At 67.3% G+C, this 19,800-nt stretch carries 17 protein-coding genes and 2 tRNA genes; 5 read left to right on the forward strand and 14 right to left on the reverse strand.

What is annotated here, in order from left to right; translation table 11 throughout:
• The first annotated feature begins 96 nt into the window (after positions 1-96).
• On the forward strand, positions 97-1,008 hold the full coding sequence (locus VUN84_10580) for a LysR family transcriptional regulator (GenBank protein XAS62779.1): 912 nt from the start codon (positions 97-99) through the stop codon (positions 1,006-1,008).
• On the opposite strand, the gene VUN84_10585 is transcribed toward VUN84_10580, so the two are convergent.
• Complete coding sequence (locus tag VUN84_10585) at positions 986-2,404, reverse strand: aldehyde dehydrogenase family protein (protein ID XAS62780.1); 1,419 nt, start codon at positions 2,402-2,404, stop codon at positions 986-988. The two genes, VUN84_10580 and VUN84_10585, sit on opposite strands and share 23 nt — an antisense overlap.
• A 51-nt stretch (positions 2,405-2,455) precedes the next feature.
• Here VUN84_10585 and VUN84_10590 point away from each other — a divergent pair, with 51 nt between their 5' ends.
• Together VUN84_10590 and VUN84_10595 are read left to right on the forward strand one after the other, a co-directional pair.
• Positions 2,456-4,351: a BCCT family transporter gene (locus tag VUN84_10590; GenBank protein XAS62781.1), complete on the forward strand. Its 1,896-nt coding sequence runs from the start codon at positions 2,456-2,458 to the stop codon at positions 4,349-4,351.
• Positions 4,352-4,414: 63 nt separating this feature from the next.
• Entirely contained in the window at positions 4,415-4,921 is a 507-nt protein-coding gene (locus VUN84_10595; GenBank protein ID XAS62782.1) for a DUF2004 domain-containing protein, read from the forward strand.
• Between the two features lie 118 nt (positions 4,922-5,039).
• Here VUN84_10595 and metE read toward each other — a convergent pair whose 3' ends face one another.
• Both metE and VUN84_10605 read right to left on the reverse strand, forming a co-directional pair.
• On the reverse strand, positions 5,040-7,400 hold the full coding sequence (gene metE, locus VUN84_10600) for a 5-methyltetrahydropteroyltriglutamate--homocysteine S-methyltransferase (GenBank protein ID XAS62783.1): 2,361 nt from the start codon (positions 7,398-7,400) through the stop codon (positions 5,040-5,042).
• Between the two features lie 47 nt (positions 7,401-7,447).
• The gene (locus VUN84_10605) at positions 7,448-8,434 is read right to left on the reverse strand and encodes a methylenetetrahydrofolate reductase (GenBank protein XAS62784.1); all 987 of its coding nucleotides are present in this window, start codon (positions 8,432-8,434) and stop codon (positions 7,448-7,450) included.
• A gap of 486 nt (positions 8,435-8,920) precedes the next feature.
• Here VUN84_10605 and VUN84_10610 point away from each other — a divergent pair, with 486 nt between their 5' ends.
• Entirely contained in the window at positions 8,921-9,118 is a 198-nt protein-coding gene (locus tag VUN84_10610) for a hypothetical protein (GenBank protein ID XAS62785.1), read from the forward strand.
• 85 nt (positions 9,119-9,203) lie between these two features.
• Here the strand turns inward: VUN84_10610 and VUN84_10615 are convergent, their stop codons facing one another.
• Together VUN84_10615 and VUN84_10620 are read right to left on the reverse strand one after the other, a co-directional pair.
• A complete protein-coding gene (locus VUN84_10615; GenBank protein XAS62786.1) occupies positions 9,204-10,457 on the reverse strand; it encodes an ROK family transcriptional regulator in 1,254 nt (417 codons plus the stop codon).
• An 89-nt stretch (positions 10,458-10,546) separates the two neighbouring features.
• Positions 10,547-11,713 carry a methyltransferase gene (locus tag VUN84_10620; GenBank protein XAS65827.1) on the reverse strand — a complete coding sequence of 389 codons (1,167 nt, stop codon included), beginning with the start codon at positions 11,711-11,713 and terminating at the stop codon, positions 10,547-10,549.
• Positions 11,714-12,010: 297 nt separating this feature from the next.
• Here VUN84_10620 and VUN84_10625 point away from each other — a divergent pair, with 297 nt between their 5' ends.
• On the forward strand, positions 12,011-12,385 hold the full coding sequence (locus VUN84_10625; protein ID XAS65828.1) for a hypothetical protein: 375 nt from the start codon (positions 12,011-12,013) through the stop codon (positions 12,383-12,385).
• A gap of 68 nt (positions 12,386-12,453) precedes the next feature.
• On the opposite strand, the gene VUN84_10630 is transcribed toward VUN84_10625, so the two are convergent.
• The 9 genes from VUN84_10630 to obgE all read right to left on the reverse strand — a co-directional run bounded on the left by VUN84_10630 (position 12,454) and on the right by obgE (position 19,684).
• A tRNA-Ala gene (locus VUN84_10630) sits at positions 12,454-12,526 on the reverse strand.
• A 157-nt stretch (positions 12,527-12,683) separates the two neighbouring features.
• A tRNA-Ala gene (locus tag VUN84_10635) sits at positions 12,684-12,756 on the reverse strand.
• 138 nt (positions 12,757-12,894) lie between these two features.
• A complete protein-coding gene (gene rsfS, locus VUN84_10640) occupies positions 12,895-13,296 on the reverse strand; it encodes a ribosome silencing factor (protein XAS62787.1) in 402 nt (133 codons plus the stop codon).
• Positions 13,297-13,407: 111 nt separating this feature from the next.
• Positions 13,408-14,262: a hypothetical protein gene (locus VUN84_10645; GenBank protein XAS62788.1), complete on the reverse strand. Its 855-nt coding sequence runs from the start codon at positions 14,260-14,262 to the stop codon at positions 13,408-13,410.
• Between the two features lie 250 nt (positions 14,263-14,512).
• Positions 14,513-15,265 carry a nicotinate-nucleotide adenylyltransferase gene (nadD, locus tag VUN84_10650; GenBank protein ID XAS62789.1) on the reverse strand — a complete coding sequence of 251 codons (753 nt, stop codon included), beginning with the start codon at positions 15,263-15,265 and terminating at the stop codon, positions 14,513-14,515.
• On the reverse strand, positions 15,210-15,449 hold the full coding sequence (locus tag VUN84_10655; GenBank protein XAS62790.1) for a hypothetical protein: 240 nt from the start codon (positions 15,447-15,449) through the stop codon (positions 15,210-15,212). Before VUN84_10655 ends, nadD begins: the two co-directional genes overlap by 56 nt.
• Before the next feature lie 80 nt (positions 15,450-15,529).
• The gene (locus VUN84_10660; GenBank protein ID XAS62791.1) at positions 15,530-16,924 is read right to left on the reverse strand and encodes a glutamate-5-semialdehyde dehydrogenase; all 1,395 of its coding nucleotides are present in this window, start codon (positions 16,922-16,924) and stop codon (positions 15,530-15,532) included.
• Positions 16,925-16,950: 26 nt separating this feature from the next.
• Positions 16,951-18,105, reverse strand: a complete 1,155-nt coding sequence (gene proB, locus VUN84_10665) for a glutamate 5-kinase (protein ID XAS62792.1) — start codon at positions 18,103-18,105, stop codon at positions 16,951-16,953.
• Positions 18,095-19,684: a GTPase ObgE gene (gene obgE, locus VUN84_10670; protein XAS62793.1), complete on the reverse strand. Its 1,590-nt coding sequence runs from the start codon at positions 19,682-19,684 to the stop codon at positions 18,095-18,097. Before obgE ends, proB begins: the two co-directional genes overlap by 11 nt.
• Positions 19,685-19,800: the final 116 nt, after the last annotated feature.

Genomic DNA, 19,800 nt, shown 5'->3' on the forward strand with positions numbered 1-19,800 from the left:
ATGTGTGCGACTTTCCAGCGTTCCGTACGAGTCCAATGTGCCAGAATGAAGCGGGATTGCGGTCCCGCCTCACCGGAACCTGCGAAGGGCAGCCCCTTGATCAACCCCGTTCACCTGCGGACCCTTGTCGAAGTGACCCGGCTGGGCTCCTTCGCAGCGGCCGCCGCCCGGCTCGGGTATACGGCGTCGGCGGTGTCCCAGCAGATGTCCGCCCTGGAACGGGACACCGGCGTCGAACTGTTCCTGCGCTCGGCCCGCAGCATCCAGCCCACCGAGGCCGCCCAGGTCATGACCCGGCATGCGGCGAAGGTCCTCACCGACATCGAGGCGCTGATGGCGGCGGCGTCCCGCACCGCAGACACCACCCGGCAGGAACTCAGGCTGGGGATCTTCCCCAGCCTGGCCACGTACGTCTTGCCGCGGATCCTGGCGAACCCGGCCTGGAAGAAACTCGGCATCGATCTGCGGGTCTCGGTCGCGGAGCCGGCCCAGACCATTGCGGGCCTGCGCACGGGCGGCGAACTCGACGTCGCGCTGGTCTACCAGGTGGGGCAGTCCGGCCTCGCCTGGCCGCACACCGTGAACAGGCAGTGGATCGGCGACGACGACTTCCGGGTGGTGCTGCCGGCCGCCTGGGGCATCGGCACCGATTCCAAGGTCGCTGCGGACCACCTCTCGGACATGCCGTGGATTGTGCACCATCCCGGCACATCCGATGCCACGGTGATCGAGCGGCTCTTTGCCAGCTGCAACCTCCATCCCCGGGTGGTGGCGTACAGCGATGACTTCCACGCGAGCCTGGAGATGGCGGCGGCCGGGCTGGGCGCGGCACTGGTTCCGGAGCTGGCCCTGCACCACCGCCCCGCCGGGGTGGTGGTGCTGGACGTTCCCGAGATCCGGCTGGCCCGCAACGTCTTTGCCCTGCTGATCAACGAAAAGCAGACCGCCCAGGTTCAGCTCTTCCTGGACTTGCTCGCGGATACGTTCAGTTCCCGCGGGGCCGTTTAAAGAGTCCGTGGAGAAGTCCGGTCCCCATCCCGGTGAGCGCGTTAATGAGCCGGTGCTTGGTCCGGGTGTAAGGCGGGTAGATCAGTGCCAGCGTGTCCGGCCGCTGGGGTTTGGCCAGGGTGGAGCGTTCATGGGAGAAGGTCCGCACGGAGTGTTCCCCGTGGTAGGCGCCCATGCCGCTGCCGCCGACCCCGCCGAAGGGCAGCCCGGGAACCATGAGGTGCGCCGCGGGGACGTCGAAGCACAGGGCCCCCGAGGACGTCCTCTCGGCGAACGCCCGGCGGGTAGCGGCGTCGCTGCTGAACACGTAGAGCGCCAGGGGCTTGGCGCCGTCGTTGATCCTCCGGATGGCTTCCTCGCGCCCCGCGACAGGAACCAGCGGGAGCAGCGGACCGAAGATCTCCTCCCCCATCACCGTGTCCCCGGGGGCGGGACGGAGCAGGGTCGGCGCGAAGTGGCGGGTGGCGGCGTCCCGTTCCCCGCCGTGGACGACGGTGCTGCCGTCAGCGAGGCCCGCGAGCCGGGCGAAGTGCTGGTCGTTGATGATCCTGCCGTAGGACTCACTGCGGGCCGAGTCCGGGCCGAAGAGCGCCGCGATGGCCGTGACCAGCTCGCGCTGCAGCGGAACCAGCACGTCCTCGGTGGCGAGGATGTAGTCCGGCGCCACGCACGTCTGCCCGGCGTTCAGGAACCGGCCCCACGCGATCCGTTTGGCCGCGTTGGCCAGGTCCGTGGAGGAGTCGACATAGGCCGGGGACTTGCCGCCCAGTTCCAGGGTTACCGGCGTCAGGTGCTCCGCCGCCGCGCGCAGCACCACCTTGGCGGCGGCTTCCCCGCCGGTGAAGAAGATGTGGTCGAAGGGCATCGCCAGCAGTGCTGTGGTCTCCGGGATGCCGCCCTCGACGACCTCTGCCGCGCCGGGCAGGTACTCCGGAATCCAGCGTGCCAGGGCGGCCGAGGTGGCCGGGGCGTGTTCGCTGGGCTTGAGCACCACGGTGTTGCCGGCGGCGAGGGCGCCGGCAAGGGGAGCGAGCAGCAATTGCAACGGGTAGTTCCAGGGACCGATCACCAGCACCACCCCCAGCGGGGTCAGCTCGGTCCAGGCTTTGGCGGGCCGGACGGCGAGCGGCACGGGGACGGGACGGGGACGCAGCCAGCCTTCAAGGTGCTTTTGCAGGTGAGCGGTCTCGGCGTCAACGAATCCGATCTCCGTCAGGAGCGCCTCGGTGGGGTGTTTGCCGAGATCGCTTGCCAGCGCCTCGGTGAATTCGGTGCGCCGCTCCGCCAGCATGCGGCGCAGGCTGGCGAGCTGCTCGAGCCGCCAGGCCAGCGGCCGGGTGGCTCCGCTGTTGTAAAGTTCACGGGCGCGGACGACGGCGGGGGCAACAGTTTGCATCCGCTTAATCTACCCCTGCACTACTGCGCCCGGGCCGCGTAGCCTTGATGAATGGCTGAACAAACGAAACCCCGCATCGTTGAACCCTGGGTCTTCTGGCCTGCCGCCGGGGCGGTGACGCTGTTCGCGGCGTTCGCGCTGCTGGCCCCCGCAGCCGCCGAAGCGATGTTTGGTGCCATTCAGGCCACCATCGTGAATTCTTTTAACTGGTACTACGTCCTGATTACGAGCTTCTTCGTGGCGTTCAGCCTCTTTCTCGGGTTCAGCCGTTTCGGTGACATCAAACTGGGCCATGACGACGACGAACCCGAGTTCTCGCTGATGGCCTGGTTCGCCCTGCTTTTTGCCGCCGGGATGGGGATTGGGCTGGTGTTTTACGGTGTCGGGGAGCCGCTCAGCCACTTCGCCAATCCGCGTCCGGGTGTCTCGGGAACTCCCGCGCAGCTCGCGCAGCAGGCGCTCAGCCAGACGTATCTGCACTGGGGTGTGCACGCTTGGTCCATTTACGTGGTGATCGGACTCTCGCTTGCCTACGCCATCCACCGGCGTAAACGGCCCGTATCCATCCGCTGGGCCCTTGAACCGCTTCTGGGCAAACGCGTACGGGGCAGTTGGGGCAACGTGATCGACGTCGTCGCCCTTGTCGGCACGCTCTTTGGCGTGGCCACGTCGCTGGGCCTGGGCGTCCTGCAAATCAGCGCCGGCCTGGAGAGCATCAACCTGCTGCAGCCCAGCCAGGGATCAGAGATCATCATCATCCTCGTGATTTCCTTTTTTGTGCTGCTGTCCGTCCTCTCCGGAGTCACGAAGGGCATGAAATGGCTTTCCAGCATCAACCTGGTGCTCGCCGGGATGCTGGTGCTGTACCTGCTGGTCTTCGGACCGTCCACCTTCCTGCTCCGCGAATTCGTGCAGTCCCTGGGTGCTTACATCCAAAACTTTGTGTCGCTCTCGTTCAACGTCAACGCCTTCAGCGGAGATGCCGGCGAAGCCTGGCAAGCCTCCTGGACTTCGTTCTACTGGGGCTGGTGGATCTCCTGGGCCCCGTTTGTGGGCATCTTCATCGCACGGATCTCCCGCGGCCGGACGGTGCGCCAGTTCGTGGCAGGCGTCATCCTGGTGCCCACCCTGATAGGCGTCCTGTGGTTCAGCGTCCTCGGCGGTACAGCCCTGGCCGTGCAACTCAGCGGGAGCGGCAACCTCCTGGAGCCCGACGGCAGCGTCAACGTTTCCAGTGCGTTGTTCAGCATGCTCTCCTACGTGCCGGGCACCCCGGTGCTGACCGTCGGCGTGATCCTGCTGATCTCCATTTTCTTCATCACCTCCTCGGATTCCGGCGCCCTCGTGATGGGCATGATCGCCACCGGCGGCCAGGTCAACCCGAAGAAGCGGGTGCGGACCTTCTTTGTCTTCATCACCGCCGTACTGGCCATTGCGCTGCTGCTCTCCGGCGGCCTGGTGGCGCTTCAGACGGCTGCGATTATTATCGCCCTGCCGTTCAGCGTTGTGATGCTGTTGATCTGCTGGGCCACGATCATCGCGTTCAACAGGGAGCGCCGCGCTTACGAGCGCGCCCGGCGCGCCCAGTTGGTCGATCACATCGGCGATTTCTACGGCTTGGAGGTCGAGGAACTCGCCGACCGCGGCATCCTTCTCGGCAGTCCACGCTGGATGCAGATGCTCCGCCGCCGGGGCACGCAGGCCGGAGCCGGGGTGCCGGAGGAGATCATGCCGAGCCCCGAGCCCTCCACCGCAGCGGTGGATACCCTCATGGCTGTCGGGCAAAGGCCCCGGCACGTATCCGAGCGTGCGCTGGAAGCCGAGAACACCGGGGCGGACGGAGTGCTGCTCGCCGACGTCGACGGCCTCGTCGAGCATGATCCCCGGGCCTCCCTGGATGTCCAGGACGTCCCGGATCGCGGCGACGCAACGCCGAGCCGCTGGTGAGCTGGCCCGACAAAGGACGCCAGAATGCTGGAACGGGCCGGATTTCAGGACTATGTTGAAGGTATGAACAAGGTAGCGAGCAAGCACTTTGGAGAGGTTGAGCTCAACCACGGACGGGACCACAACTTCACCGCCCAGCATGAACTGGCCGGTGAACTGGTGGAGCTTGACCTTAACGTCAACGCCCATGACCACTTCGACGAAGCGGCCATGCACAAGGTGGACTACCGGCTGCGTTTCCTTCCCGAACTGGTGGATCAGGTCCGCGAAATGATCGCCGAGGAACTCGAACAGGACGGCACCAGCCCGCAGGAGTACCGGCACTTCCATTGCAACGCCATCAAGGACGTGCACTTGAAGAAGGTCTTCGGCGTCGAGGACAAGAACCAGCTCACCGACGCCGTGTTCCTCAAGGCCCTCAAGCTGGGGCACGTGGGCATCTTTCCCGGCCAGCCGGAACGCTACTTCGTCCTGGACTTCACGCTCGGCAAACACTTCACGGACGAGATCCTGGTGGCCTCCGCGGACGAGGACGGCGTCGTGGACGACGAAATTCTCTGGGAGTCCTGACTCGACTGCACCATAACGGCCCCTTTTGAGCGGTGAAAACGTACGACGCCGGCCGGTCACCCGTGAGGGGTGGCCGGCCGGCGTCCTTGGTTCAGTCGGAAATCAGTCCAGCGGGGGGCTACTTGGCCGCTTCGAGCAGTCCGGCGCGGACTGTCCGGGTGGCCGCGACCAGGTTGCGCAGCGACTCCTCGGTTTCGGCGTAGCCGCGGGTTTTCAGGCCGCAGTCCGGGTTGACCCAGAGCTGGCGGGCCGGAACGTGCCTGACGGCGGTACCCAGCAGGTCGGTGACTTCCTGCTCCCCCGGCACCCGCGGCGAGTGGATGTCGTACACGCCCGGACCCACGCCGCGGCCGAAGCCGTGGGATTCGAGGTCGTGGACCACTTCCATGCGGGAGCGGGCCGCCTCGATCGAGGTGACGTCGGCGTCGAGGCCGTCGATGGCGTCGATGATGGCGCCAAACTCGGAGTAGCACAGGTGCGTGTGGACCTGCGTGGCGTCCCCGGCGCCGGCGGTGGCGAGGCGGAAGGCCTTTACCGACCAGTCCAGGTACGCGGCCTGGCCGGCCGTGCGCAGCGGCAGGAGCTCGCGCAGCGCGGGCTCGTCCACCTGGATGATTTTGATGCCGGCCGCTTCGAGGTCTGCGATTTCGTCGCGGAGGGCCAGGGCCACCTGGTTGGCGGTCTCGCCGAGCGGCTGGTCGTCGCGGACAAAGGACCAGGCGAGGATGGTGACCGGGCCGGTGAGCATGCCCTTCATCGGCTTGTTCGTCAGGGACTGCGCGTACCGGGCCCATTCCACCGTGATGGGAGCGCGGCGGGTGACGTCGCCCCACAGGATCGAGGGGCGGGTGCACCGGGAGCCATAAGACTGGACCCAGCCGTGCACGGTCACATCGAAGCCTTCAAGGTTCTCCGCGAAGTACTGGACCATGTCGTTGCGCTCGGGCTCGCCGTGGACCAGGACGTCGAAGCCGAGCTCTTCCTGCAGCTGCACCACGCGCTGGATCTCCTCCTTCATGAGCTGTTCGTACTGCCCGGCGCTGAGCTCGCCCTTGTGGGCGCGGGCCCGGGCAGAGCGGATCTCAGCGGTCTGCGGGAACGAGCCGATGGTGGTGGTCGGCAGCGGCGGCAGGTGCAGGGCCGCGGCCTGTGCGGCTGCACGGACGCCATAAGCGGAGCGGGTGAAGTCGGCACCGGTCAGGGCGTTGATCCGGGTGCGGACCTCGGTCCGGCGGACACCGTCGGCCGCGGCGCGGCCGGCGATGATGCGGGTGGCCTCGTCGATGGCCGGCTGGACATCCCGTGGTGGGAGACCGGTGGCCGGGTCGGCCAGCAGGCCGGCAAGGGTGACCACCTCACGGACTTTCTGGTCGGCGAAGGCGAGCCAGCTGCGCAGCTGCGCGGGCAACTGGACTTCCTCATCGACGTCGTGCGGGACGTGCGCGGTGGTGGTGGAGGTGCTGACGGCCAGCCTGGCAACGGAGGCCGTCAGTTCCGCGATCTTTGCCGCGGAGGCGGCGAGATCGTTGCGCCAGATGTTGTGGCCGTCCACGACGCCGGCGACGAGGGTCTTGTTGCCCAGGGCGGCGAGGGCCGCCGCGGAGGGGACGGCGCCTTTGAAGACGTCCACGTGCAGGGCGTCGATGCCGGTGGCGGCGAGGGTGCCGAGCTGGCCGTCGAGCGCACCGTACGGGGTGGAGACGAACAGCTGCGGGCGGTGCGTGGCGGCGGCAAGCACCTCGTAGGAGCGGGCGACGGCGGCCTGGACCGCGTCAGGCGCGGCGTCCTGGTCCACCACGAGGGCGGGCTCGTCGAGCTGGACCCAGCTCGCGCCGGCGGCGGCAAGCCTTCCCAGCAGGGCCGTGTAGACCGGCAGGACGTCCTCGAGCCGGGACAGCGGGCTGAAGCCGTCCGGGGCGTCGTCGGAGGCCTTGCTCAGCAACAGGAAAGTGACCGGGCCGACGATGTACGGGCGGGTGTGGACGCCGTTGGCGAGGGCGTAGGCAAACTCTTCGACGATCCGGGTGCAGGTCAGGGAGAAGTTCGTTTCCGGGCCAATTTCGGGGACGAGGTAGTGGTAGTTGGTGTCAAACCACTTGGTCATTTCCAGCGGCTGCTGGTCGGTGGTGCCGCGGGCGAGCGTGAAGTAGCCGTCGAGGTCCAGCTGGCCGTGGGCGTTGAGGAGGTTGCCGAACCGGGCGGGAACGGCGCCGAGGTGGGCGGCGGCGTCGAGCACCTGGTCGTAATACGAGAACGTGCCGGGGATGGCGGCTGGCTCCGTGAGGCCCAGGTTCGTCAGGCGCCGGGCGGTACCGAGCTGAATGTCCTTGGCGGCGGCGTCGAGGGCCGCGGCATCGATGGTGCCGGTCCAGTAGGCTTCGACGGCCTTCTTCAGTTCCCGGCGCCGGCCGATGCGCGGGTAGCCCAGGATCGAGGCAGCCGGGAACGGAATGGGGGTAAGGGTGTTCGTGATGGTCATAAGAAGTCCTAAAAAATTGGTGGTGTGGTGCGGAGGAGGAGTGCTGGTCAGCCGGCGAGCCGGCGGTTGCCGGCCGTGCGCTGGAGGTTCCGCTGGTGGGTGCGCCGGGGGCGCGGCAGGGCGAGTTTGTCCAGCACGTCGAGGGCGGCGGTATGTTCGTTGAAGGTATAGAGATGCAGCCCGGGGGCGCCGGCGGCCAGGGCCGCGTTGGCCAGATCCACGGTGGCGCTGACCCCGATCCGGGTGCGGTCGGCGTCGGTATCGGCCGCGGCCAGCCGTTCAATCAGTTCCTGGTCCGGTGCGACGCCGGCCAGCTCGCCGAGCCGGTTGAGCCGGCGGATGCTGGTGAGCGGCATAACGCCGGGAATGATCGGAATGGTGACGCCGGCCCGGCGGGCACGGGTCAGCAGGTCTGCGTAGTGTTCGGTGCGAAAGAAGACCTGGGTGATGGCGAAGTCGGCGCCGGAGCGCTGCTTGGCCAGGAGCACCTCGACGTCGTGGGCCTCACTCGGTGATTCCGGATGCCGGGTGGGGTACGCGGCCACGCCGACCGCCACCTTGCCGGCGCAGAGCAGCGCGGAGCGGCGCTGTTCCACCCGGCGGATGAGCTCGATCAGGTCCTGGGCGTACCGCAGTGACCGCCCGGGCGGGAGAACGTCGCCCGTGGGCTGGTCGTCCCTGGGCTGGTCGCCGCGCAGGGCCAGGATGCCACGGACGCCGACGTCGAGCAGCTCACCGATGATCTCGGCGAGCTCCTGCGGAGAGTTTCCCACGCACGTCAGGTGCGCCAGCGGCCGCAGGGTGGTCTCCTGGACGAGGCGGGTGACAAGTTCGACGGCGGTGGTCCGGTTGGAGCCGTTGGCGCCGTATGTCACGGAGACGTAATCCGGGTCGGTGCTTTCCAGTTCGCCGATGGTGGTCCAGAGGGATTCGGTGGCCGCTGCTGTGCGCGGCGGAAACAGTTCATAGGACAGCGCTACGGGGGCCGTCCCGGTGAGATGTGGATGGGTGTCAATAAGGCTTGGTGGAGACATTTGCGTCCTCGGCTGGAAGCACCGGCAGGACCGCCGTCGAAAACGGGGGCCGCCGGTGGGTTGAGTTGGGGAACACGGAGGGAACCCGGCAGGACGCAGCCGCGACTGGTACGCCTGATACGAGGTTGTCCGTGAGCAAATGTCAGGCCCACATGGGGGCACCCACACCCTCCTGGGCCGCCGTGGGGGCTGGCTTTCAGCGGAGGATCGCTGACACGTTACTGAGGTAACTGGTTGGAACTCTACGTGCCGGGCGGAGGCGGTTCAAGGGGGCTGCCGAATTAAGACGCAGCTTTACGGAAAATTCAGGGTGCAGGCAGAATTTTCTTCGCTGCGACCCCGCTCCGGCGTGCCGGGGGGCTGCCGCAGGCTGCCCGGCACAGCGGGGGCACTGGGTGGCGCTGGGTGGCGCGCAGCAGCCCGCAACGGGATGACCGGTACCGGGGGGCTCTCCCCATCGCGGGGGCGCGGGGCTATTCTTTTGCCATGATCCAGCTAGCAGCCAGTTACCAGGAGTATCTCGCCGGCAAGAGCGAGAGTTTCATCAACGCGGTCCGGCCCATCCTGATGCAGTCCTCCGCGGACAAGGCATGCGGAGTGCGGGTGGTGGTCCTGCCTCACGCCCACCAGGCGCACCTGGATGAGTCGATTCCCTTCGGCATGGTCGTGGAGGACATCGACTGATGCCGGGCTGTCAGCTCCCCGGCCGGAGCAGTTCCGGGGTCCTGACGGTTCGGCCCGGCGTCGCCCTGACCGGGACTTCCCGGGACTAGCCGTCGAGCAGGAGCCGCTGCGAGCGGGGCGCCAGGGCGCGTTCGAGGACGAGGCAGGCAGCGCCGATCGCGCCGACATCTTCGCCCACGCCGGTGCCCACGACGTCGATTTCGTGGATTTTCCGGGTGTCGCTGAGCTCCCGGACCAGTTCGGGGATCCGGGCAAGGTAGCGCCGGGAAAGGCAGGTCCAGAACGGTCCGCCGAACACCACCCGGTCCACGTCCAAGGCGTTGGTGATGGTCGAAACGGCCCGGGCCACCAGCACAGCCGACCGGTCGATGATGGCTTCAGCCTTCGGGTCGCCGGCATCGGCCGCAGCGCACAGTGCGGTGATGCTCTCCTGGATGGCGGGGCCGGTCACTGCCTCGAGAGGACCGGTGAGCACCCCGGCGGCGACGGCCTGGGCCACCAGCACCTGGGGTATGCACGAGGCTTTGATACACCCGCGCGTTCCGCAGTCGCAGAGCGGCCCGTCGGCGTCCACGATGATGTGTCCAATCTCACCGGCGTTACCGGAGGTCCCACGCACCACTTCATCGTTGAGCACAATGCCGCAGCCGATGCCGGTGCCCATATACATAAACACGAAACTGCCGGAGCCGCTCGGCCCACCGGCCCACGTCTCGGCCACAGCGGCGCTGGTCACGTCCTTGTCCACGATGGTGGTCAGGCCCGTGGCTGCGGCCAGGGCGTCCCGGAGCGGCACGTGGTCCCAGCCCGGCAGGAGCGGAGGGTCCACCACCGTGCCCTCCTCCAGGTCGATCGGGCCGGGCGCTGCAACGCCAAGGCCGGCGATCCGGGCCGGGTCGACGCCGGACGCCGCAATGATCTGCTTGATTTCGGCGGCGATGGTGTCGATCACGGACCCTGGATCGGTGCCGGCCGGGGTCTTGATCCGGGAATGCTTGACCACCGCGCCCACCAGGTCCAGCACCACGCACGTTGTCACGGCCGGATCCAGGTGGACGCCGACCGCGTACATGCCGGAGGACTTCAGCTTGAGCATGGTCCGCGGTTTGCCCGGTCCCGTGCCTTCCTTGCCTGCCTCGTAAATCAGGTCCTGGTCCAGCAGCCGGCGGGAGATATTGGAGATGGTTTGCGGGGACAACCCGACGATATGGGCCAGCTCCACCCGGCTGAGGCCCACCGGCGACCGCCGGATGGCATCCAGGATCACCGTGAGGTTGAAGTCCCCCATGCGGGGCAAATTGGTTCCGCGCCTCGGCGAGGGCTGGCGGATCTCAGACACTGATACCCCTAAACGTCTTTGGCTGCGCACTGCTCATCTCAGCATCGTACGTTACGCCCCTGGGGCGGTACCTGCCCACCCGGGCAGCGTCACACTTCAGCAGGTCTCCGTACGCTGGCCGTCACCGTGAACTTGGGGTTCCTGCCGACCTCACGGGTGGGGCCGACCAGCCGGTCCAGGGCGGGCCGGTAATGGAGGTGGCTGTTGAACACTGTCCATAGTTCGCCACCCGGCGCGAGCACCCGTCCGGCGGCTTCCATCAGTTTAAGGCCGGCGCCGGCATGCACGGCCGCGCCGACATGGAAGGGCGGGTTCAGCAGGATCAAATCGGCGCTGCCCGGCGGAAGTGAGTCCATGGCGTCGTCCTGAAGGGCCGTGATTTGCCCTGCGAGTGAGTTCGCCTGCGCTGTTGCCCGCGCGGAGTCGACGGCGGCTGCGGACTGGTCTGTGGCCGTCACCCGGGAGCCCGGATTGCTGCGGGCGTACATGGCGGCGAGGATTCCGGTACCGCACCCGAGATCGATCGCATGCCGCGCCGCCGGCATCTGCGGCAGAAACTCCAGGAGGAACCGGGTGCCGATGTCCAGCCCGGTGCCGGCGAAGACGGCCCCACGCGCGCACACGGTCAGGCCCAGCTCGGCATTGACGCCGCTGACCGGAAACTGCGGGGCGCCGCTGGCAGGCTTGGGACCCCTGGCCAGCAGGACCCGGGACTTCTGCCGGGCACGCTGGGGCTGGACCTCGCCGAAGTGGCGCTCCAGCACGGTGTTCATGCCCAGGCTCATGTGCTTGACCCGGCCGCCGGCCAAAAGTACGACGCCGGGCGCCGCGTGGCGGACGACGGCGTCGGCGATCTCCTCGAGCTCCGCGAGGGACTTGGGCAGCTGGAGCAGCACCACGGTGGCCCCGGACAGGAGCCCGGCACCAAACGGTAACTGCTCGAAGCCGGCGTCGATCCCAAGTTTTGCGGCATTATGGCGAAGGGCGCGTGCACCGGTCACGAGGTCCTGGTGCACCCTGACCGGGCCAACCCCGCTGAGCCCCTCAGACGTCAGGGTGCCGAGGGTCAGCGCGCCGTAGCGGTCCCCTACGATGGCCAAGCCGCCGGCCGCGTTGATGAGTCCGGCGTCCAGAAGGTCGCGGACGGTGTCCAGGAGGAGCGTGTCCGTGGCGTCCCAGGCCTGCAGGTTGACAGCCTCCACATCGGGAAACCTGCTCAAGCCGGAGAACAGAGATTCACGCTGGGTGTCCGCCACGGGTGGGCTGCCGCCTTCGGTTGGGTCCGGTTGAAAGGAAGGGTGGCGGGCCTGCGGGTACGGCGGCAGGCTCTGATCCACGCCCCAAGTTTAGTCGAGCACGCAGGCCGGGGCGCGCGGGGGCATTGCTAAGCTGAGTCCCACCCTGATTTCCCCCACCCGCGAAGGCGGCACATCATGGCCGATAGTCCCATTCAGCCCCGCGGTCCGGTCCGGACCACCGCCCCGCACTCCTCCCCCACCGCGGATTCCCCGCTGCGGTCCGGCGGGCGGACTGCCGGCCGGCTGCTGCTGGGAATGTTCCTGGTGGTCGCCGGAGTCAGCCACCTGACCTTGGCCCGTGAGGCGTTCCGCGCCCAGGTGCCGCCCTGGCTGCCCCTGGACGTGGACTTTGTGGTGGTGGCCTCCGGGCTGGCGGAGATCGGTCTGGGCTTGGCCCTGCTGGTGCTGCGGAAGCGGCGGGTTGCCCTTGGCTGGATTGTCGCGGCCTTCTTCGTGGCCGTGTTTCCCGGAAACATCTCCCAGTTCGCCACGGGCACCGATTCCTTCGGCCTCAACTCGGACCTTAGCCGCGGGATCCGCCTGGCATTCCAACCGCTGCTGGTGTTCTGGGCGCTGTGGTCCACCGGCGCGTGGCGGGCCTGGCGGGAAACCCGGCGTTCTGCAGGGTGACCCTTTTTTCGTAGAACATTTCGCGTTAAATAACGCGAGGTCCTGCTCTGTGAGCAGGACCTCTTCGGTGGAGCTGAGGGGACTCGAACCCCTGACCCCCTGCATGCCATGCAGGTGCGCTACCAGCTGCGCCACAGCCCCGAAGATGCCGGGAAAACCCTCCGGTGATGGAACGTTTTCCTTGAAGCAACCTGATTATCTTAAACCACAAAGCCGGTTCGCGCGAATCGGCGCACGGAGACGGCCCGCACAAAGAAAAAAATCCGCCGGAACCTTTCGATTCCGGCGGATTATTCGGTGGAGCTGAGGGGACTCGAACCCCTGACCCCCTGCATGCCATGCAGGTGCGCTACCAGCTGCGCCACAGCCCCGAATTTTCGTTGCTGCGGAGCCGTGAACTTACATTCGCGGTCCCGGTTTCCAGTCCGGATTTCTCCGAAGCAACTCAAATATCTTAGAACAGCCTTTCAGTGAATTCCAAATCGGGCATATTCCGCTGGTCCTGGTGCCTACTCGGCCTCGGTGGCCGCAGTGGCCTTCGCCGAAGCGTCATCGCCAAGCTGCAGGTCCACGACGGGGCAGTCCTTCCACAGTCGCTCCAGGGCGTAAAACACACGGTCTTCCTCGTGCTGGACGTGAATGACGATGTCGCCATAGTCCAGCAGGACCCAGCGGCCGCCGGAACGCCCCTCGCGGCGGATTGGCTTGAGCTCGAATTTGGAGAGTTCGTCCTCGATGCCGTCGACGATGGCATTGACCTGCCGCTCGGACGGCGCCGACGCAATCAGGAAAATATCGGCCAGGGCCAGCCGTTCGCTGACGTCCATGGCGACAACGTCTTCAGCGAGCTTTTCGGCAGCGGCTCGTGCGGCGTGGCGGGCTGTGGTGATGGATGAATCTGTTGCAGTCACGGGACTCCTTGTTGGGATAAAGAAAAATTGGATCAAAGCAGGTGAGGCAAAAGCTGGCGTTGGGCAAGCGCTGGATGGCCGGCCTGTCGGGCCGGAGCCGCTGACGGTGTTCTAGCCGGAAAACCCTGTCATGACGATGATGAGGCCGATAATCAGGGCGATCATGCCGAGGCCCAGGACCACGAACTGTGCGATGCGCAGCCTGCGGGCCCTGCCAAGGCCGGCGGTGACCGCGTCGAGGGGATCAAGTCCCTGGGCGGCGTTGGCGGCGACCGGTGCCCTGGCGCTGTCGTCTGTCCCGGACAGGTCAGCAGGCCCCGCGCTGGTGGCGGGAGCCGCACCTGCCTGGCTGGGTTCAGCCTCGTGGGAGGAACTCGTCCGCAGAGAGTCGGACGTACGCGACGGCTCAGCCCGGGACTCCGGAACTGTGGTGGCCGGAATGGATATGACCGGGATGTGTGACGTCGCGGGGCGCTTCATGACCGGACGCTCGATCCCGGGGACCCGGACAAATTCCAGGGGTGTCACCATGGCCAGGTTGAAGGCCGCGGCGGGGTCATTGCGCTCAGGCTCGAGCCTGCTGCCCGGTCCGGACTTTCCGGTCGGTTCCGCCTGCGGACCGGCGGGGTCGGCGTCGGAGTCGGCAGGCTCGGCGGGGTCGGGGTCGGCGTTGGTGGCGGTGATGTGCTTCATCTTGGCCAGCTGGTTCCGGGCCTGCCGGGCCAGGAGTTCGCGTGCTGCGAGGGCTTGCTCCACAGTCATGCCTGCGGCACCCGCTGCGCCGGGTGTTGCCGGGTCAGCTTCGGCCGCCAGATGCAGCAACCGCATCTGGCGGCGGGTGAGCGTCGCCCCGGCGAGACTGCCCTCGTTCCCGGCCAGTTCCTGGATGGTACGCAACGTATCGCGGTCCCGGGCGCGGACCTGCGCGGCCCGCTCGGAAGGTGTGATGCTGCGGACTGCGTCCACGGGCCCCGGAATCCTGCGGCGGCCGGTGATTTCTGCCTCCGTGGGCTCGCCCGGAACCGCAAGGTCCGTTGCCCGCGCCGGGTCAGGACTGCTGCCGTAAGGTGCATCGGAGGCAGGGGTATTGGAGGCAGGGGAAACCGCTGCCGTGCCGGGTGTACCGGGCTTCCGGTTCACTTTCGGGCGTCCAGCTCCGGCCTGTCGCAGTTCGCGACGGCTGAGGATGGGTGGCTGGTCCTGGCTCATTGACGACTCATTCGGTGCTGGCGGGTTGGGCTAACTCGGTGCTGCGGTCGTAGCGCACGGCGTGGCCGCTGGAGGTGTGTCCGGTGTCCGGATCGTCACCGTACAGCCCGTATTTGGCGATGTACTGCACCACACCGTCCGGGACGAGGTACCAAACCGGGTTGCCTTCCGCCACCCTGCTGCGGCAGTCCGTCGAGGAGATCGCCATCGCGGGAACTTCGAGCAGGCTGACGTCCTTGCGGCCCATGCCGTCCAGGACGTGGCCGGGGCGGGTGACACCAACGAAATGCGCGAGCGACCACAGTTCGTCGATGTCCTTCCACGACAGGATTTGCGCCAAGGCGTCCGCGCCGGTGATGAAGAACAGGTCCGCGTCGGGGCGCAGCGTATGCAGGTCCCGGAGTGTGTCGATCGTGTACGTGGGCCCGGGCCTGTCCACGTCGACCCGGCTCACGGTGAAGCGCGGGTTCGAGGCGGTGGCGATGACGGTCATGAGGTACCGGTGCTCGGCCACGCTGACCTTTTTACTCATTTTCTGCCAGGGCTGGCCCGTCGGCACAAAGACCACTTCGTCCAGATCAAACTTGGCTGCGACTTCGCTCGCCGCGACAAGGTGGCCGTGATGAATGGGATCGAACGTGCCGCCCATGACACCCAGCCGCAGACGGCGCTCGGCGCCGGCCTGCTTCACGATGGCGGGAATATTAGTGGCCTTGGCTTTGATCGTGCTTGTTCGGGTGCTGGCGGTGCGGGTCTGCATGCTCCTCGACCGCTGTATGGCGCCGGCCCAGGTTGCCGTAGGACAACGTGACGAACAGCAGGACCATGAGGATCACGAACATCACCGCGCCCACGACGAGCGGCGGCGCGATCAGCGGCGCAAGTTCCTCGTGGCCTGATTCGCCCGCGGCGGCGATGATTGTGGCGATCTGCTGCGACAGCATGTTCTCCCCTAGTGAGCTTAAGAATTGACGACGGCGGATGTCCCCGCCATGCTGGACTTCGCTTCCATGTTACAGCGTTGTCAGGCCCTGATCTGGCCTTCGCCCTGGACGATCCACTTGGTGGTGGTCAACTCCGTCAGGCCCATGGGGCCGCGGGCGTGCAGCTTTTGGGTGGAAATGCCGACCTCGGCGCCCAGACCCAGCTCGCCGCCGTCCGTGAAACGAGTGGACGCGTTGACAATCACGGCCGCGGAATCGACCTCGGCGATAAACCGTTCAGCGTTGCCGAGGTCATTGGTCAGGATAGCTTCCGTATGGCCGGTGGACCAGGTGCGGATGTGCTGGACGGCGTCGTCAAGGCTGTCCACCATGGCCACGGCGAGATCCAAATCCATGTACTCAGTGGCCCAGTCCTCGTCCGTGGCGGGGACGGACTCGATGGAGGCCGGCAGGGCCGCGCGGATCCGTTCGTCGGCATGCAGCGTGACGCCGGCAGCACGCAGGGCGGCGGCGACGGCGGGCAGGACAGTCGAGGCGGAGTGGACCAGCAGGGTCTCTACGGTGTTGCAGACGCTGGGCCGCTGGGTCTTGGCGTTGAGCAGGATGTCCACCGCCATGTCCTCGTTCGCGGAGGCGTCCAGGAAGATGTGCACGTTGCCCTCACCGGTCTCGATGACGGGCACCTTGGCGTTGGCCACGACGGACTGGATGAGGTCACGGCCGCCGCGGGGAATCAGCACATCGACCCGTCCGCGGGCACGCATCAGGGCATTCGCGCCTTCCCGGCCGAACTGGTCGACGCTTTGCACGGCGTCGGCGGGCAGCCCCACCGACTCCAGCGCGTCGCGGAGCACCGTGATGAGGGCCTCGTTGGTGGCGGCTGCCGCGGTGCCGCCGCGGAGGATGACCGCGTTGCCACTCTTCAGGCCCAGCCCGGCGATGTCCACGGTGACGTTGGGACGGGCCTCATAGATGGCAGCGACAACCCCCATGGGCACGTTAACCTGGCGAAGCCGCAAACCGTTGGGCAGGGTCTGGCCCCGCACCACGTTGCCGACCGGATCGGGCAGGTTGGCGAGGTTCTCCAGAGCGACGGCGAGAGCCTTAATCCGGCTGTCGGTCAGGGTGAGCCGGTCCAGCATGGCCGCAGAAGTACCGTTTGCTTTTCCGGCCGCGACGTCCCTGGCGTTGGCGGCGAGGATGTGGGCCGCACGCTCCAGCAGCGCGGCGGCGATGGCCCGAAGACCGCGGTCTTTCCAGGCCCGGTTGGCGCGGGCCATCCGGCGTGCGGCGTGCCGGGAGCGGTCGGCGATGGCGTGGACGGCCGCCTCGACGCCGCCGGCCCCGCTGTCTTCCGGCAGCGTGTCCGGGGTGGTTCCGCCGCTGCTTTCCGCCGGCCCGTCCGCGGGGAGCACGCCGTCGGCAAACAATTTTTCGGCGAGCAGGGCAGAGCGGGGGGTCAGGGCCTCAGTCATGCTTCCAGTTTAGGCGGGCGGCAGGCTTAGACCAGCACCAGATCGTCAACATGAACCACAACCCGGTCATATCCGCGGCCGAGCTCTTTGCCGAGCTCCTGCGTGGAGCGCCCGAGCATCTGCGGCAGCTCTTCGGCCGCGTAGTTGACCAGGCCCCGGGCAATGACGGTGCCGTCGGGCGAGACCATTTCCACGGCGTCGCCGGCCTCAAAGTGGCCGCGGACGGCGGAGATACCGGCGGGCAGAAGTGAGGTGTGCCGGTCGCGGACGGCCTTGACCGCGCCGTCGTCGAGGACCAACGTCCCCTCCACGGAGGCAAGGTGCGCCAGCCACAGCAGCCGCACGGGCTTGCGGGAACCGTTAACGGAGAACCAGGTCCCCACATCCTGGCCCGCCAGCGCTGCGGCGGCGTTACCGGTGGAGGTGACCAGGGCGGGAATGCCCGAGTCCGCAGCAATGGTGGCGGCTTCGACCTTCGTGACCATTCCCCCGGTGCCGGTGCCTGCCTTGCCGGTGCGTCCGATAGTTACGCCTTCGAGGTCCTGCGGGCCGGCGATGTGGGCGATCCGCTTGGCGCCGTGTGCCGGCGGGCCATCGTAGAGCGAGTCGACGTCGGAGAGCAGGACGAGCGCGTCGGCGCGGACCAGGTGGGCTACGAGGGCCGCGAGCCGGTCATTGTCGCCGAAGCGGATTTCGTGGGTGGCGACCGTGTCATTTTCGTTGACCACAGGCACGACGCCGAGGTTCAACAGCCGGTCCAGGGCGCGCAAAGCGTTCGTGTGCTGCCGGCGGCGCATGAAGTCATCGGCGGTGAGGAGCACCTGGCTGACGGTGACGCCGTGGGCGCCGAAGGCGTGCGTATAGCGCGCCATCAGCAGGCCCTGGCCCACGCTTGCCGCGGCCTGCTGGGTGGCGAGGTCGCGCGGCCGCTTGGCCAGCCCGAGGGGGGCGAGCCCGGCGGCGATCGCTCCGGAGGACACCAGAATAATCTCGGTGCCGGCGTTGCGCTTCCGGGCAAGGGCGTCCGCCAGGTCGGTCAGCGCCTCCTCAGAAATGCCGCCCTTGATGGATGTCAGGGACGAGGACCCCACCTTGACCACAATCCGCCGGGCGCCGGACAGCACGGACCTGTCGGCCCCCGGCGCCGCGGCAGGACGTGCAGTGACGGCTTTACTCGTCATCTGCTTCGCCCAGTCCACTCTCCTTGAGCGGCTTGGCGACCCTGCGGCTGCTGACGGATTCAGTCCAGATGCCGGCTTTACGTTCGGCTTCGAGCTCGGCGCGGGCCGCTGCCTTGGCTTCGCGGCGTTCAACCTGCTCATCACGCTTTTGTCCACGGGTGGGCCGGTCGCCGATGTCGGCGAAGCGCACGTCGGTGCCGCGGGGTGCAGCCAGCAGCTCGGCGCCAGCCATCATGGTCGGCTCCCAGTCGAAGACGACGCCGTCGTCCTCGCCGATGACGACCATGTCGCCGGGCACGGCGCCCTGCTTGAACAGTTCATTTTCGACGCCGAGCTTTGCCAGGCGGTCGGCGAGGTAGCCGATGGCTTCCTCATTGGTGAAGTCGGTCTGCTTGACCCAGCGCACGGGCTTGTCGCCGAGGACGCGGAACAGCGGCTCCAGGTTCTTCTCCTCGCGGCGGATCTTGAAGCCGGACTCGTTCACTGCACGCGGCTTGAGTACCGGGGCGTGCACCTTCGGCGGTGCGGCGGCGAGGGCGTCGCGGGCGGCCTGCACGATTTCGCCCATCGCAAAGCCGAGCTGGCGGAGTCCTTCGTGGCTGGTGGCCGAGATCTCGAAGACCTTGTAGCCGCGGGACTCCAGCTCCGGCCGGACAAATTCCGCCATGTCTTTTCCGTCGGGCAGGTCCACCTTGTTCAGCGCGATCAGGCGGGGGCGGTGGTTGAGCGGAACGACTTCGCCGTCAACTCCGCTGTAGCTCATGTCGACGGCATATTTCTCCAGCTCGGCCTCGATGACAGCGAGGTCCGACAGCGGATCGCGGTCGGATTCGAGCGTGCCGCAGTCAAGGACGTGCACCAGGGCGGCGCAACGCTCAACGTGGCGCAGGAAGTGGTGGCCGAGGCCTTTGCCTTCGCTAGCGCCCTCGATCAGGCCCGGGACGTCGGCGATGGTGAACCGGACGTCGCCGGCCTGGACCACGCCGAGGTTGGGAATCAGGGTAGTGAAGGGGTAGTCGGCGATCTTGGGCCTGGCGGCCGACATGGCGGCGATCAGGCTGGATTTGCCGGCGGAGGGGAAGCCGACCAGGGCGATGTCGGCGATGGACTTCAGTTCCAGGACAACGTCGCTGGACTCACCTTCGATGCCGAGCAGCGCGAACCCGGGGGCGCGGCGCTTCTGTGAGGAGAGCGAGGCGTTGCCAAGGCCGCCGATGCCGCCGGCGGCCGCAATGTATTCGGCCCCCTCGCTCACGAGGTCTGCGAGGACTTCGCCGGACTTGGACTTCACCACGGTGCCAACGGGCACCGGGAGGATCAGGGTTTCGCCGTGTTTGCCGGCGCGCCAGTCGCCCATTCCGGGCCCGCCGTTGGTGGCGTGGCGGTGGGGTGCGTGGTGGTAGTCCAGCAGGGTGGTGGTCTGGGGGTCGACGCGGAGGATGACGTCACCGCCGTTGCCGCCGTTGCCGCCGTCGGGACCGCCGAGGGGCTTGAACTTCTCACGGTGAACGGAGACACAGCCGTGGCCGCCGGTACCGCCGGATACGTGCAGTACTACCCGGTCTACAAAGCTCGCCACGTGGATCTCCTCAGTGCTGTTCCCGAGGGCGTCCAGAGACACCCAGGATGATGATAGTGCGGTTAAAACACCGGTGGAGCGGACCTAATGGCCCGCCCCACCGATTTAAGACTGGT

It is taken from the genome of Micrococcaceae bacterium Sec5.8 (assembly GCA_039636775.1).
Lineage (GTDB): Bacteria > Actinomycetota > Actinomycetes > Actinomycetales > Micrococcaceae > Arthrobacter.

What these genes read in the sequence shown, in the direction of transcription:
- VUN84_10585 (XAS62780.1), bottom strand. Translation starts at nt 2,404, where the DNA reads ATGCAAACTGTTGCCCCCGCCGTCGTCCGCGCCCGTGAACTTTACAAC.
- VUN84_10590 (XAS62781.1), top strand. Translation starts at nt 2,456, where the DNA reads ATGGCTGAACAAACGAAACCCCGCATCGTTGAACCCTGGGTCTTCTGG.
- VUN84_10595 (XAS62782.1), top strand. Translation starts at nt 4,415, where the DNA reads ATGAACAAGGTAGCGAGCAAGCACTTTGGAGAGGTTGAGCTCAACCAC.
- metE (XAS62783.1), bottom strand. Translation starts at nt 7,400, where the DNA reads ATGACCATCACGAACACCCTTACCCCCATTCCGTTCCCGGCTGCCTCG.
- VUN84_10605 (XAS62784.1), bottom strand. Translation starts at nt 8,434, where the DNA reads ATGTCTCCACCAAGCCTTATTGACACCCATCCACATCTCACCGGGACG.
- VUN84_10610 (XAS62785.1), top strand. Translation starts at nt 8,921, where the DNA reads ATGATCCAGCTAGCAGCCAGTTACCAGGAGTATCTCGCCGGCAAGAGC.
- VUN84_10625 (XAS65828.1), top strand. Translation starts at nt 12,011, where the DNA reads ATGTTCCTGGTGGTCGCCGGAGTCAGCCACCTGACCTTGGCCCGTGAG.
- nadD (XAS62789.1), bottom strand. Translation starts at nt 15,265, where the DNA reads ATGCAGACCCGCACCGCCAGCACCCGAACAAGCACGATCAAAGCCAAG.
- VUN84_10655 (XAS62790.1), bottom strand. Translation starts at nt 15,449, where the DNA reads ATGCTGTCGCAGCAGATCGCCACAATCATCGCCGCCGCGGGCGAATCA.
- VUN84_10660 (XAS62791.1), bottom strand. Translation starts at nt 16,924, where the DNA reads ATGACTGAGGCCCTGACCCCCCGCTCTGCCCTGCTCGCCGAAAAATTG.
- proB (XAS62792.1), bottom strand. Translation starts at nt 18,105, where the DNA reads ATGACGAGTAAAGCCGTCACTGCACGTCCTGCCGCGGCGCCGGGGGCC.